The following is a 13,797-nucleotide window of genomic DNA, read 5'->3' on the forward strand; positions in this document are numbered from 1 at the left end:
AGATTCAGTATAATAGTACCTATCATTTCAGAAAAGAGGTGCCCTATGACAACAGATCTTAAGCTGAGGCCCATTGCCCATATACGCAGCGTTTTTCCATCAAAGTTTGGAATTCCCCGCCAAAGCGGACTGACAGAAACGTTGAAAAGTGAAATCGTCTTTGAAGAGGAGTTTCGCAGTCCGGAGGCTCTCCGTGGATTATCTGATTTCTCCCATCTCTGGATCATCTGGGGATTTTCGGAAAACGCAGAAAGCGGTTGGTCGCCTACAGTCAGACCCCCTCGCCTGGGAGGCAATCAGCGAATGGGCGTATTCGCTACCAGGTCACCCTTCAGACCGAACCCCTTAGGTCTCTCCTCCGTGAAAATAGAGGCAATCAAAAAAGACCCTGTGCTGGGGCCTGTCATTTCTGTCTGCGGGGCCGATTTGATGGACGGCACACCCATTTACGACCTCAAACCGTATATCCCTGCAGACTGCCATCCCGAGGCTGTCTGCGGTTTTGCCGATCAAACCCGTGGGTACAGCTTGGCCGTCACGATTCCGCCCCTGTTGCTGTCAAAGATTCCCCAGGCTCTGCAAGACGGGCTTTTCTCCATCTTGTCCCAGGACCCCAGACCCTCTTATCAGGAAGACCCTGATAGAATTTACGGATTCGGTTTTGCCGGCTTTGAAATTAAGTTCCGCGTTGTCGGCAAAGACCTGGAAGTCGTAGAAATCATCTGACACAGAAGGACGGCCTCAGCCGTCCTTTTTCAATTTGCAGCGCATTGTTCGCATCTCTTCTGCAAAGCCTTCTCGCTCATAGAGTGCGATGGCTCGGGTATTGTTGCTCAACACGTTCAGTTCTACATAGTCCAGTTTTCTCTCTTCTGCCCAGGTCTTTACGGCCTCAATCAACAGTCTGCCGATGCCCCTGCTCCTCTGTTCCTCTGCCACACAGGCATCCATCAAATACGCATATCGATGTGGTACAAGGCAGCCAAAAGGCGGCGTACTGCTTTCCTGTACTAAGGCAAACCCGATCAAGCCGTCCTCTTCTTCCGCCAATAGAACATCTCCTGCTTCTCCCTCGATGACAGACGAGAGAAAATCACGATTCTGGCTGGTCATCTGAAAGTAGTCTCTCTGCAAATCAGCCATTTCACAAAATAACGTATCGTATAATCGGCATATGGAATCCATGTCTGCCGTCGTTGCTGTTCTTATCTTCATGTCTGCGCCTCCTTTTTATATTTTACCATATTTTTCTGCACTCAGGAGAAAAATATAGTTAGTCATTCATAGAATTAATTTGACTTTCATAGAACTATATGGTATATTCTATAAAAATAAAACTTATTAGATTTATATAGAATTCAGGAGGTAATGATGAAAAGGTATTGGAAGAGAAATAAGTTGATACTGGCAGTTACCCTGCTGCTCTGCACTGCAGCGGCTTTGATGACTACCTTTGTCTCTCTGCTGTTGCAACAGGTCACTGACACCGCTGTTTCTGGTGACATGGCGCTTTTCAAGAAACTGCTGCTCTTTGCCGTCAGCTATATGATCATGCTGTGTTTGATGAATTACTTCGGTTCGCTGGCGTCTAAGCTTCTGGTTCAGAGGATGACCCGACAGATACGCAGCGATGTTTATGAAGGTGTGATGCACCAGTATCCAGGTGAATTTTACAAGACGAATACAGCAGATTACATCTCCAGTTTAATAAATGATGTGAAGATTATCGAGGAAAATTACATACTGCCACTTTTGCAGAGCATTGAAGTCGTCGTCATGTTTGTGTCAACTCTGGTGCTGCTATTAGCTCTGAGTCCCGCCGTCACTGGTATTTTGTTAGTGACCTTGCTGCTGATGTTTGCCGTGCCGGCTCTGATGGGAAAGCTGTTAGAAAAAAGGCAGGATGCCGTATCACGTCAGCTTGCCAAATTTACAGAAAAGACGAAAGATATTCTCTCAGGTTTTGAGGTAATCAGAAGTTACCAATTGCTGCCAAACATGAGAGTGAAATTTGAAGAAGAGAATAAGCGGACAGCTGACTGTAAGTTCGCCGCTGACAAGGTAACTGCTCTCAACGAAGGTCTGTCTGACACCCTGTCCTATCTCTGCGTCGTGGTCGTCATCTTCACTTCCGCGTTCTTTGTCATCAAAGGTTCCATCACCATGGGCACCCTGATGGCGCTCCTTCAGCTCAGTGGTTCTTTTCTGACGCCAGTTCTGCTGATTATGGAAAATCTGCCGAAGATCAAAAGTGTCAAGCCCATTGTACAGCGCCTGTGTGGCTTAGCCGATACAGAAATTGAAGCAGAACAGGGCAAAGTACCGTCCTTTGACAGAGAGATCGCAGTCAGTGACCTGACCTTCTCTTATGACGGAAGTCTGAACGCTTTGAACCACATCAGCCTGCGTTTTGCAAAAGGAAAAAAATACGCTGTCGTCGGCCACAGCGGCTGTGGCAAGAGCACTTTGATCAAGGTTCTATCTGGCTATTACAAGGACTATCAGGGAGAAATCTTTTATGACGAAGACCCTCTCAGTCTGCTGGATACAAAAAATCTGGGTTCCATCCTCTCCATTCTCCATCAGAGTGTATACCTCTTTAATGATACGGTCAGAAACAACATCGCTCTGGAAGGAGATTTTGATAAAGCCACATGGGAGCAGGCCTTAGAAGCCAGCGGCGTCAGTCAGTTCATGGCTCTGCTGGAAAAGGGTCTGAACAGTCCAGTCGGCGAAAACGGCAATCGTCTTTCCGGCGGCCAGCGGCAGAGAGTGGCTCTGGCGAGAGCTTTGATCAGAAAGGCGAAAGTCATCATTTTAGACGAAGGGACTTCCGCTCTGGATCCAAAAACCGCGCTGGAAATTGAAAGCACTTTACTGACACGGCAGGACCTGACTTTGATCACCATCACCCATTCCCTGAATCCCGCCCTGCTTTCTCAATACGATCAAGTGATCTATATGGAAGATGGCGCTGTAAAAGACATGGCCGCTTACGAGCAGCTACTGGAAAATAATCCTTCCTTCCGTAATTTCTGTGGGGTATAATTGTGGTATAATGAACGCATCGATCTAACGGCGTTGCCGCGAGGAAGCGTCCATTGAATCATGACGTTCGATTCTATGTCCAAAGGAAGCGTCATGGTATAATGAACGCATCGATCTAACGGCGTTGCCGCATGGAAGCGTCCATTGAATCATGACGTTCGATTCTATGTCCAAAAGAAGCGTCATGGTATAGTTAACGCAAGAAAGGAGCTGCAACATGAAGCTTAAGAAAGAACTCAATCCTGTCTTTGAGACAATCGGATTGTGCTGCTATATCAAATACAAGAAAGATATCCGTGAAGAAACCATCGAAGCCCTCAATCACCTCGGTGTGGATGGACAGCTTTTCTACGATCACAATTACCCTCTGATCAATCAATATGCCGATGACTTTGCTGCAAAATATACGCCTCATGCAGATGAAGAAGCTTTGTTCGGTTCCATGGATATGGACATGGACACGACCTACATCGTCATGGCCAGCATCGTCGAAAATCCCCATTGGATCGACCAGGTGGATCAGATCAGCGAAGACCAGATTCTGCAAACCTTCTCAGAGATGTTCGCAGATGAGATGAACGGGGACGGTATGGCGCCGGATCTTACTACTTTAGAAAGCCGTATCGATTTTCTCAATCGCCAGCCAGAAATTTCTGATTCATCAAAGTGGAAAACCATGATGTTGCTGGGCGAACCGAAACGCTATGTCAAATCCATGGTGGAAATTTATCAGCAAAACCTGCCGGCTTTTTCCTATGCCTTCTCCAAAAACCAGCCCGCGATCGAGGCACTGGTGGAAAGACTCTCTGTTGAAGGATTTCAGCACGCCGCCTTTCAGGATATCATGAGCAAGTTCCCCGGCATCGAGACCATCTATCCATCCATCATCTCTCCAGTGCTGGAATGGGGTCTCTCCACTGTGGGGTTTTACGGTGTTTTCGTCAATAAGTCTTATGGCTACGGCAGCCTGCAGGAACAGGAAAAAGCCGCTCTGCTGTCTAGCTTGAAAATGCTTTCTGATAAGAGCCGTTTTGAAATCCTCGCCCTGCTCAAAAAGGGTGCTAAATATAATTTGGAAATCGCAGAAGAACTGCAATTGGGTGCACCAACGGCTTCACATCACATGAATCTACTGATGTCAAATGGATTTGTCACCATCGAAAAACAGGATGCCAAGGTCTACTACCACTTCATCCCAGAAAAAATCCGCCAATTGATTCAGCTGCTTGAAAAGCAGTTTTTGATGTAATTAAAGATTCTTATTTTCACATGTCGCCCTTCCCTGCATGATGAACAAAGGGTGGATCTGCCGAAATCAGCAGATCCACCCTTTTGTAATTTATTCTTTTTCTGATACAGCTTTTGCGATGACCAGAGTCTCGATGATCTCGGCAGATGCATATTTGTTTCTCTGATAAGTGTTCTCTTTCACTTCGATTTCTACTTCTACTTCCCCTACAGCTCCTTGCTGATGAGCACGTTCAATGGCACCCTGGCGAGCCGTTTTCTTCGCTTCCACCAGAGCATCATCATAATCAGGCAGAGAAAAGGTTTCGTGACCGCCGCTGATGACGTAGGTCAGATAAGAACTTTTGATGCCCTTATACGGTTCTATTTTGACGATGCATTCCGTGCTGATATTACCCATTGCCGCGCCGATGGCGTTAGCAACTTTCCCGTCCTGCGGAAAATCTGCCTCTGTTCCCAGCAGCTCTGCCACGTCTTTTAGAAAGATCTTGGTCGGGGCGCCGATACCGATCAGCTTCGATGCAGTAATGAAACCGGGGCGTATGGCAAAGTCAGCCAGGCTTTGACCGGCATGGCGGAAAGTATAAGCAGTCAGCTTTTCAAGATCTTCACACTCCTGAAGGTTCAAATCTCTGCCCGTCTCGTATTTCATAAAGATGCGGACCAGATTGCTGTAAAGCCTGCATTTTGTCAAATCGTAAATTTCCCGGCAGACTTCTTGAGGAGCCGCCTTTGTCGCTGTAGCCAAGTATGCAGCTCCCAGTTCAGACACCTCGCTGTCAAACTCCGCATAGTCGCCATAAACGTGCATGACATCGGTAGGCGTCATTCCAATGCGGATGACGGTGCCCTCATCCTCCAGCCGCTTCATGTTTAAAATGTGCGGACTGGTGCCAATGGCCGCAGCCGCATCTCTGTAAATCAGCGGCCCGTTCTCCAGTGCTTTGATAAATTTCCGTTCTGACGGTGTGTATTTGTCCAGATTTGCCGGGCTGTTCACCAACATAAAAAACTCGTGGGCAGGATAATCGAAAGGCCGATCCATCAGTACCAGCGTCTTCAGCGCTTTCCGCATTTTCGGATACTGGCTGGCTGCCATACATAACGGTACGCAGCGTCTGTTGTCGAGATAAAGCTGCCCTCGTTTGTATTTTACAGCACTGTCGCCGCCCAAAGCAAAGGTATCTATGGAGACGCCTTTGACCATGGTTTTCCATTCGCCGATGGAAATGCCGGACTCGCTGGTGACAGGAATACCGTCTTTCACCATGGCCACATCGCTGGTGGTGCCGCCCATATCCACAATCAGCGCATCTTGGTATTTTGACAATTCCATGGCGCCGATGATGCTGGCGGCAGGACCGCAGAGTAAAGTTTCTACCGGCCTGCTCATGGCAAATTCACGGCTCATGATGCTGCCGTCGCTTTTGACAATGACAATGGGTAAATCCAACCCCAGTTCTGTCAGAGAGCGCTCGATGGAGTCAAAAAAGTCCTCCATGACAGGCAGAAGCCTGGCGTTGAGCAGCGCCGTCGCCCCTCGTTTCTGTACGTTCAGTTCCTGATAAAGATCGTAACCACGCACACAGGGCAGACCCAGCTTTTTCTTGATCATCTTTTCCGCCTTGATCTCATACTGCCCATCGTTATATTTCGGGTTCATCTGAACGATAGCTACACTGTCATACTCCAAAAAGTCCTTTTCTATATCTTCTTCGAATTTCTTCCAGTCAGGCTGCTGGCTATCCTCCTGCCCTGCATCCCCTTGCATGAAATAAATATCCCCCATTGGCGGCAGTCCATATTCGCTGCCCATCTTCTTGACCGCTGCCGGATTAACACCGATAAACACCAGCTTTGCCCTGCCCCCTTTGTGTTCTACACAGGCGTTGGTAGCCAGTGTGGTAGATAGTGAAATGTAGGCGGCGTCGCGAGCCAAATCCTGGTCTAATCCGCTCAAAGCGGTCAAAATACCGATTTTTAAGTCCTGCTTGGTGGTCAGAGTCTTGCTCTGTGACAATACCTCATGGCTTTTCGTATCAAAGATGACAGCATCTGTACAGGTTCCGCCTGTATCAATTCCGATTCCGATCATTTGTCTACCTCTTTTCTATTTCAAACATCATTCTGCAGATATTTCTGGCTGTTTCGGTCTTGAAAATATGCTCATAGGCGGCCTTGACGCCTTCTTCATGGACAGCATCCTCATAGAGATTCACCAAAGCATCTGCCTCCAGCAAAATTCGGTAGTCCAGTCCGTCCACCGGTTCATAGGTGTGGTGATGAGCCACCAGATAACAGACCCTCTCGATAACAGGCGCGTCAAAACCAAGGTTTTCCAGCATTTCCAGAGCCAGAGGGGGACCCTCCTGTTCCTGCAGTTTGCCGTTGCTGTATCCGTATTTCTTCTCTGCTGCCCTGATGCCGATATCGTGTACCAACGCCGCTGCTTCCAAGGTGATCTGTACCGTTTCTGTAAGCCCTTCCGCCTCACCGATGTACTTAGCAAATGAATGAACCTTGACAAAGTGTTGGATGCGGGCGGCATCGCCTTGGTAATAACGAATCATTTCCATATATAACTGATGTAACCGATTCATGTGAAGACTCCTTTTTTTCTTTGTTATCAGTATAGCACAGGAACTACGTTCATTTGTTGCACCAGCAACAGAAAACTTGGTATTTTTATTTGGAGCTGCCGGCCCCAAGAGCCGGAATCTAGAGGACGGTTACGCAGATTCGGCTGGTTTGCCCGATTTTGTTAAGCAGTCCGTGCCCAGAAGCCTGTATATGCGTAACTGACCCCCTCTTTGCAAAGGGTGTGTTACGCAGATTTGCTCGATTTGCCCGTTTTTGTTAAGCAGTCTGCGGCTAGAAGCCTGTATATGCGTAACTGCGCATCGCCTATATGGGTCAAATCAAAGTGACATGCAAAAAAAGCTTGCTTTCTCCGCCAATTCACTGTAAAATAATGTAAATAAAGGAAGGAGAAGTAAAATGTATAACAGCATCGCCTATATCCTCGCCGACTTAGAAAGCCAGGAAGCTCTTGCCAAGCAATATCGCTACCGATTACAGCAATTACCGGAAGGAAAACTGTCTACATCCACCATAAAAGGCACCGCCTACTATTATAAATTAATCCAGGGCAAGAAGCTGTATCTGGGAAAAGCCGATTGCGAAGAGGTGAAGCTTCTGCAGACCAGGGCGCATCTGAGCGAAGCCCTAAAGCGCATAGAAAAAAATTGTATTGCGCTGCACCATCTTCTGGAAGAGTATGAAAGTGTTGAACCAGACATCATCAACGGCAAAGTTCCCAAGGCCTATCAGCTTTCACAAAAAATCGATTATCACTTCACTGATTGGGTTGATCCGCGGGCTTGGGGCCGCGCTAAATACGATAAAAATACCAAATATCCCGAAAAGTTAATTCACAGGACACTCAAGGGTGAACGTGTCAGATCAAAGTCAGAAGTCATCATCGCAGATATTTTGTTTTTAAAAGGGGTCGAATATCATTACGAAGAAAATCTCACCCTTGGTGCTGAGACCATTGCGCCCGACTTCAAGGTGGCAGTGGCAAGTCAGCGCAGGTTTCGAAGGCTTGAACACTTTGGCATGCTCAGCAGTTCCAAATATCTGGAGGAATGTCTGTGGAAACTGCGGTTATATTTCAGCCATAAATACGTCCCATGGGACGACATCATCTTTACTTTTGAGGCGCAGGATGGAGGTATCGATGCCCAGACTATAGGCTGGATCATCGATCAATTCTGCTTTTAAGGCCACATGAAAAGCGGAGAAAAATTTTCCTCCGCTTTCGATAACCTAATATTTTACGCCGTTCCAGTAAATTGGCGTATAGACTTCAGCTTTATCTGGCAGATCCACACCGTCTAGGGCCCACTTCTTGAATTCTTCGAAGCCTGTACGATCAACGATATAGCCAATGTGTTCCTTGCCGCCCGGCGCGTTTTTGTCGATGTAACGCCCTACATATTTATAAGTATTGAGAATGATCTTGACGATGCTGTCCGCATCCACCCATTTGATAAAGTCCTCGCCAAGTCTTGGATTTTTCTTGCCCGTTCTGCCCAGCAGCGTCAGGCGGTAATACTTTTCCTCACTTCTGGTCCAAGCCCGGGTTGGGCAGTTGATGACGCATTCACCGCAGCCAATGCACTTCTCTGTGTTGCGCTGCGGTCGGTAATTGACTTCCCGCAAGGCTTCCACAGACTTTTTCCGGCAGTATTTGACGCAGGCGCCACAATTCACACAGCGGTCAGGCTCAAGCTGCGGTTCTGTCATGCCCATGATGCCAAAATCGTGCATGCGCACTTTGGCGCAGTCGTTGGGACAGCCTGTGAGCGCGATTTTAAAATGCAGGTCATTGGGGAAAATCGCCTTTTCAATTCTCTGCGCCAGCGCTGTTGTATCGTAACAGCCGTATGGACATACCCGATTACCTACACAGGCCGTCACGTTGCGAGTGCCAGAAGCTGGATAGCCACTGCCCGGCGCAGTCTGATTGATAGAAAGTCCTTCTATGACCGGCTGTAGTTCCTGATTCACCGCAGCCATCTTTTCGAAAGGAATGCCGGGGATTTCAAAACCCTGCCTGCTGGTAATGTGCACCGTTCCGTTGCCGTACTTTTCTGCAATTCCCTGGACCATCCCCAGTAAACGAGCATCCATATGACCGCCAGGCACCCTGACTCTCGAAGCCGTTATTCCCCGTTCCTTTGTTACACGAAATGCGTTCTTCTTTATTGCTTTTGTATTCACATCCATCAGTCAATCAGCTCCTTTCCCTTTGTGTAGTTGAACACCGGACCATCCAAGCAGACGTAACTGTCTCCTATTTTACAATGCCCGCATTTGCCAATACCGCAGCACATCTTGCGTTCCTGAGAAATCCAGATATTTTCTTCTTTAAAGCCCCGTTCCAGCAAAGCCTTAACAGAGAATTTCATCATCATCGGCGGTCCCACTACGATTGCTTTTGCGCTGTCAAAATCGCGGATTGTCAAATCCGGGATGTACGCAGTAACCAGCCCCTGTGGATAAGTCTCACTGCCCTCCGCCTTGTCCACAGTGACAATCAGCTTCATCTTCTGGGACCACTTTGCCAGATCCTCTTTGAACAAAACGTCCTGCGGTGATTTGAAGCCGGTAATCACGGTCAGGCCCTCCGTTTCTGACGGATTCTCATAAAAATGCTCCACCACGCCCCGCACTGGAGAAAGTCCCGTGCCGCCGGCTACGATGACCAATTCGCCGCCGCAATAAGCAGACACATCAAAGCCGTTGCCGTAAGGGCCTCTCAGAAACAGCCTATTACCGATATACTGTTCAAATACTTCCCCTGTCACTTTTCCCACTTTCCTGATGGTAAAGTCGACAGTACCCTTGCCAATCCCACTGACAGAAATCGGAGCCTCCCCATATCTGGGCAGCGAAACTTCGAAAAACTGCCCCGGTCGGACTGGCCCGTCATAATCCATCGTAAAAGTATATTCAATCTCCGTATGCTTTTTGACCGCTTTGATTTCAGAGAGAAAAGGTACATATTCGTTTTTATTCATCTGTTTCCACCTCCGTCATAGCCTGATCCAATTTGTTCACAATCCCTGAGAAAGAAATGTATTCAGGACAGATGTCGTCACATCTGCCGCAGCCAACACACATGTGATAACCGAAGCGCTGTTTATAATCGAGAACCTTGTGCAGGACTTTAAAGCGCATGCGGTCGCCGTTCTTGCTGCGGTAACAGCCTCCTCCTGCCACATCGGTAAAACCGTCAACCATACAGGAAGCCTGGACTCTGCGCCGCTCTCCTGCTTTGCCGTTATCGGTATAGAAGATGTCCTGCATAGTAAAACAGGTGCAGGTTGGACAGGCAAAGTTGCATCTTCCACAGTTCACGCATCTGCCGTCGTATTCCCTCCACATTTCCGACTTTGCAACTTCCGCAGTAAGACTGTCAGGAATGCTCACTTTGACAGAGTTTTCCTTCACGCAGGACGGCTCATAGGCGGTCGGCTCTCCCGTGGCAGTAAAGATATCCTGCCACGCGTCTGCTTTGCAGTCCAACAGATATCCATCCTCTGCCGGCTCCACGGCCAGGTCATAATCACTGCATGCATTGGTGTTCATGGAAACGCAGAAGCAGTTTTTGAAAGATTCCTTGCAGCCCATGAGAACAAATTTCACCTTTTCACGAAGTCTTTTGTAATAATAGTCCTCAAAGCCGTTCTCTAAATAAATATCGTCCATCCGTTTCACGGCATGCAGATCGCAGCTGCGCAAAAAGATGATTCCGCCCTTTTCCTTTCCGTCAGCCTCTTTGACCTGATTTTCTGTAAAATAGAACAAGGTTTCTGAAAGGGGCAGCAGAACTTCCTTGTAGGAATAATTCGATTTCTCTTCGAAGACCACTTCTTCGATGCTCTCGATTTTGCCGTATCTGATACAGTCCGTATCAGAAAAAGGATTGCCGCCTGCCATTCTGACTGGCGCGTAGATGTCGTAGTCCGCAGACATCTGCGCCAGACAAGCATCAAAGTCTTCTTTTGATAGTTTCAATCCCATGATTACACCTCTCTTTTCTTCGCCATGATGAAGTATGGAATCCCTAAGAAAATAATAGCGCCGGCCATATTTCCTAAAGTGACAACAAGCAAATTGTAAAAATATCCGCCTACAGTTACAGCCGCACCGCAAGGTGACAGCAGCGATATAGTCAGCAGCGTCATGTTGGCGATGCTGTGTTCAAATCCACAGGTGATGAATGCAAAGAGGCACCAGAGAATCATAATCAATTTCCCACTCTCGCTCTTGCAGCGGAACCCACACCACACGGCCAGACATACCAAAATATTACACAGTACGCCCCGCAGAAACAGGGGCAGAATCGGCAGGGTCATCTTTGTCAAGGCACTGCCTGCGATAAACTCTCCCACGGCTCCCTCTGCAAAGCCTGCTCCGGTGAACAACAAGGCCAGTACGACGGAACCTGCCAAATTCCCAATCCAACACAAGACCCATAGTTTGACTGCTTCGCCGATTTTCACCTGTTTTTCAAGCATGCCGATGGTCATAACCAGATTGTTGCCCGTAAAAAGCTCTGCACCGGCGATGACCACCAAGCTCAAAGCGATACCGAAGGACACGCCCATGATGATTTTCGTGTAAGGCGCTCCTCCCAGCAGTCCGCCGATGGTGAAGATGAGTAAGATTCCAAATCCGATGAACATGCCTGCCAAAACAGATGCCAGCAGATATCCCAAAGGACTCTTCTTCAGAAACTCGATCTTCGCTTTTGCAGCATTACCGATTGCAATGATTTCTTCTCTGTACATACGTTTTCCTCCTGTATTTCCCTTCACTGAGGGTACCTTTGTTTGTATATTAACAAACAAAAAAGTGCCCTTATGTTGCACTGGCAACATAAGGGCACTTTTATCTGAGGATATTGAATTTATTTTTCTCATAGTCTATGAGACCGTCGGCTTTCATATTGGATAACTCCCTGGTCAGTGCACTGCGGTCCACGCAGAGATAATCTGCAAGTTCCAGGCGTCCCATCTGAATTTCAAATGTCCTCCCCTCGTGCAGTTCTGCCTGTGCCGACAGAAAGGACAAGATTTTTTCCCGCAGATTTTTCTTTGATGCCACTTCCAGCCGCTCTAGAAACTGCACATTCTTGTCGGCGATGAGTCTGACCATGTTTTCTATGAGCCGGTGGTGGAATACACAGGACAGATTGCAGGAGTGCAAAATCCTGTCAAAGGGCATAAAGAGTATTTTGCACTCTGACGCTGTTGCAAAAGTTACGGTGGAAACCATATCGCTGCCGCAGGCGAAAGTTTCTCCAAAGACGCCGCCCTTCTTAATCAATACGAGGATTGTCTTATTTCCCCAAAGATCCTCTTTGATCATGTGGACCTTGCCCGAAAGGACAATCCCGACACACTTCAGCGGCTCTTCTGCCAGAGAAATGAACTCGCCTTTTTTATAAGTTTTCATATAGCTGCCCAGACAGGTCAGCATCGGTTCCAAATCGTCGTACTTGATGCCTGTAAACAGCGGCAGGTTTTTTATTTCGTCTATGTAATCTCTCATGGCCTCACCTCACAATCTACTAGTATTATAATCTTTTGCAGAACGTGTTGCAACGGCAACAGCTTATTTTCTTTCTAGCTGCTATGCTGTATACTATAGAAGTAATGGAGGCGATACAATGAAAAAACCGAAGATTAAAATTATCCTGGTGGATCAGAAAGGAACCTGCGGCTGTCACCGCGGTCACAAAGTCGGCGATTCTTTTGATTTCGATACCCAAAGAGGCCAGCTCTGCCCTATGGCCATGCACGCAGCTTTCCCCTATATCGATATCCTGCGCTATGGCGGCACTCTGCCAACCGGGAAAGCAGGCGATTTCCGCTTCTGCTGTCCAGATGCAGATGTGATCAATATCTTCAAGCTGGAAGTGGAAGAATAGCGCGGATGATTGGACAATTGAGCAGCAGTGGTTCCTGCAAATCCGGTACAAACAAGGTTAGGGATGACCTATGTACCGGATCTTTTTCAATACTTTATGGCTTCTACTGTATTCAATGATAAGTCTCAGGTCAGATGAAAATCTCGTATATGCCCAGGCCGATCATCAAAAGTGCAGCCAACGGTTCTGCAAACGCACCGACCAGGTCTGCAAGCTTTGATCGCCCAACCAAGTTCCCTATGTAGAGAAAAACCAGACTGAAGAGAAAGGAGCAAAGCGCTGTAGAGAGCACCGGCAGGCCTGTAATGCTGGCACCAATACCCAGACCGATGTTGTTCAAGGTCAATGCTAGACCGAGAATCAGAGCCTCTGTCCGCGTGAGCGTCTGCAAGGCGAGTTCGGTCTCCTCCTCGCTTTCTTCTTTGGCCTTCCTGATTTTAATGAAGAATTGCACCAGACCGATTACCCCGATCAAAATAATGATTACGCTGCCCAAAATGCCTGCCAATTTCTGTGGTAAAAATAGCAGCACACTCTTGCCCATAATCATGGACAGAACAGTCCCTGTAAAAGTAATCAATGCTACAATCAAGTTTTCCTTCCACCTGATCGGCATTTTCTTGATACCGTAAGACATCCCTACTACCAGATTATCCGCATTTGAGGATACACCGAACAGCAGGGTTGATAAAAAATGTATTTGCATCATAACACCCTTTCCAACAAGGAAGAGAATTTCCTTTTTATCAATTATTATATTGCTGACGGGGATGTCTCTGTTCCTATTGGATATGTAAGGGATGGGCAGGCGTGAATGGAGATCACTGACTGCCGCTTCCTGGCGGCTGTACCCTTTCGGGTTCGAATCCCTGCACCATCAAAAAAACAACAAATCCCCAGGCGGGGATTTGTTGTTTTTGGCGGAGACGGTGGGATTTATGCGTTTTGCTTCGCAATCCGCCGTCCTGCGCCTCCTCCTTCAGTCGGCTTGGACCACA

General features: G+C 47.7%; 14 protein-coding genes. 5 read left to right on the top strand and 9 right to left on the bottom strand.

The window, feature by feature from the left end; all coding sequences use genetic code 11:
* Positions 1 to 45 precede the first annotated feature (45 nt).
* Positions 46 to 726, top strand: a complete 681-nt coding sequence (gene tsaA / locus ACMQ5W_RS09130; RefSeq protein ID WP_419024907.1) for a tRNA (N6-threonylcarbamoyladenosine(37)-N6)-methyltransferase TrmO — start codon at positions 46 to 48, stop codon at positions 724 to 726.
* Positions 727 to 741: 15 nt separating this feature from the next.
* Here the strand turns inward: tsaA and ACMQ5W_RS09135 are convergent, their stop codons facing one another.
* Positions 742 to 1,215 (bottom strand): N-acetyltransferase family protein, encoded by a 474-nt coding sequence (locus ACMQ5W_RS09135; RefSeq protein ID WP_419024908.1) that lies wholly within the window; start codon positions 1,213 to 1,215, stop codon positions 742 to 744.
* A 156-nt stretch (positions 1,216 to 1,371) separates the two neighbouring features.
* Here ACMQ5W_RS09135 and ACMQ5W_RS09140 point away from each other — a divergent pair, with 156 nt between their 5' ends.
* Together ACMQ5W_RS09140 and ACMQ5W_RS09145 are read left to right on the top strand one after the other, a co-directional pair.
* Complete coding sequence (locus ACMQ5W_RS09140; RefSeq protein ID WP_419024909.1) at positions 1,372 to 3,048, top strand: ABC transporter ATP-binding protein; 1,677 nt, start codon at positions 1,372 to 1,374, stop codon at positions 3,046 to 3,048.
* A 217-nt stretch (positions 3,049 to 3,265) separates the two neighbouring features.
* A complete protein-coding gene (locus ACMQ5W_RS09145; RefSeq protein WP_419024910.1) occupies positions 3,266 to 4,297 on the top strand; it encodes an ArsR/SmtB family transcription factor in 1,032 nt (343 codons plus the stop codon).
* A 90-nt stretch (positions 4,298 to 4,387) separates the two neighbouring features.
* Here the strand turns inward: ACMQ5W_RS09145 and ACMQ5W_RS09150 are convergent, their stop codons facing one another.
* Together ACMQ5W_RS09150 and ACMQ5W_RS09155 are read right to left on the bottom strand one after the other, a co-directional pair.
* Positions 4,388 to 6,391: a hydantoinase/oxoprolinase family protein gene (locus ACMQ5W_RS09150; protein ID WP_419024911.1), complete on the bottom strand. Its 2,004-nt coding sequence runs from the start codon at positions 6,389 to 6,391 to the stop codon at positions 4,388 to 4,390.
* A gap of 4 nt (positions 6,392 to 6,395) precedes the next feature.
* Positions 6,396 to 6,896, bottom strand: a complete 501-nt coding sequence (locus tag ACMQ5W_RS09155; RefSeq protein ID WP_419024912.1) for an HD domain-containing protein — start codon at positions 6,894 to 6,896, stop codon at positions 6,396 to 6,398.
* A 397-nt stretch (positions 6,897 to 7,293) separates the two neighbouring features.
* Between ACMQ5W_RS09155 and ACMQ5W_RS09160 the strand changes: the two genes are divergently transcribed.
* Positions 7,294 to 8,079, top strand: coding sequence for a hypothetical protein (locus tag ACMQ5W_RS09160; protein WP_419024913.1), 786 nt, complete (start codon positions 7,294 to 7,296; stop codon positions 8,077 to 8,079).
* Positions 8,080 to 8,124: 45 nt separating this feature from the next.
* Here the strand turns inward: ACMQ5W_RS09160 and asrC are convergent, their stop codons facing one another.
* From asrC to ACMQ5W_RS09185, 5 genes are all read right to left on the bottom strand, one after another.
* Positions 8,125 to 9,087, bottom strand: a complete 963-nt coding sequence (asrC, locus tag ACMQ5W_RS09165; protein ID WP_419024914.1) for a sulfite reductase subunit C — start codon at positions 9,085 to 9,087, stop codon at positions 8,125 to 8,127.
* A complete protein-coding gene (asrB, locus tag ACMQ5W_RS09170) occupies positions 9,087 to 9,881 on the bottom strand; it encodes an anaerobic sulfite reductase subunit AsrB (RefSeq protein WP_419024915.1) in 795 nt (264 codons plus the stop codon). The genes asrC and asrB overlap by 1 nt, the downstream gene beginning before the upstream one ends.
* Positions 9,874 to 10,887, bottom strand: a complete 1,014-nt coding sequence (gene asrA, locus ACMQ5W_RS09175; RefSeq protein ID WP_419024916.1) for an anaerobic sulfite reductase subunit AsrA — start codon at positions 10,885 to 10,887, stop codon at positions 9,874 to 9,876. The genes asrB and asrA overlap by 8 nt, the downstream gene beginning before the upstream one ends.
* Positions 10,888 to 10,889: 2 nt before the next feature.
* On the bottom strand, positions 10,890 to 11,657 hold the full coding sequence (locus tag ACMQ5W_RS09180; protein ID WP_419024917.1) for a formate/nitrite transporter family protein: 768 nt from the start codon (positions 11,655 to 11,657) through the stop codon (positions 10,890 to 10,892).
* Positions 11,658 to 11,757: 100 nt separating this feature from the next.
* Positions 11,758 to 12,420, bottom strand: a complete 663-nt coding sequence (locus tag ACMQ5W_RS09185; protein ID WP_419024918.1) for a Crp/Fnr family transcriptional regulator — start codon at positions 12,418 to 12,420, stop codon at positions 11,758 to 11,760.
* A 118-nt stretch (positions 12,421 to 12,538) separates the two neighbouring features.
* Between ACMQ5W_RS09185 and ACMQ5W_RS09190 the strand changes: the two genes are divergently transcribed.
* Positions 12,539 to 12,799, top strand: a complete 261-nt coding sequence (locus ACMQ5W_RS09190; RefSeq protein ID WP_419024919.1) for a TIGR04076 family protein — start codon at positions 12,539 to 12,541, stop codon at positions 12,797 to 12,799.
* Between the two features lie 130 nt (positions 12,800 to 12,929).
* Here the strand turns inward: ACMQ5W_RS09190 and ACMQ5W_RS09195 are convergent, their stop codons facing one another.
* Complete coding sequence (locus tag ACMQ5W_RS09195) at positions 12,930 to 13,508, bottom strand: manganese efflux pump (protein WP_419024920.1); 579 nt, start codon at positions 13,506 to 13,508, stop codon at positions 12,930 to 12,932.
* Positions 13,509 to 13,797 lie beyond the last annotated feature (289 nt).

Origin of the sequence: Emergencia sp. (assembly GCF_048465375.1) — a bacterium.
In the GTDB taxonomy this organism is placed as follows: Bacteria; Bacillota; Clostridia; order Peptostreptococcales; family Anaerovoracaceae; genus Senimuribacter.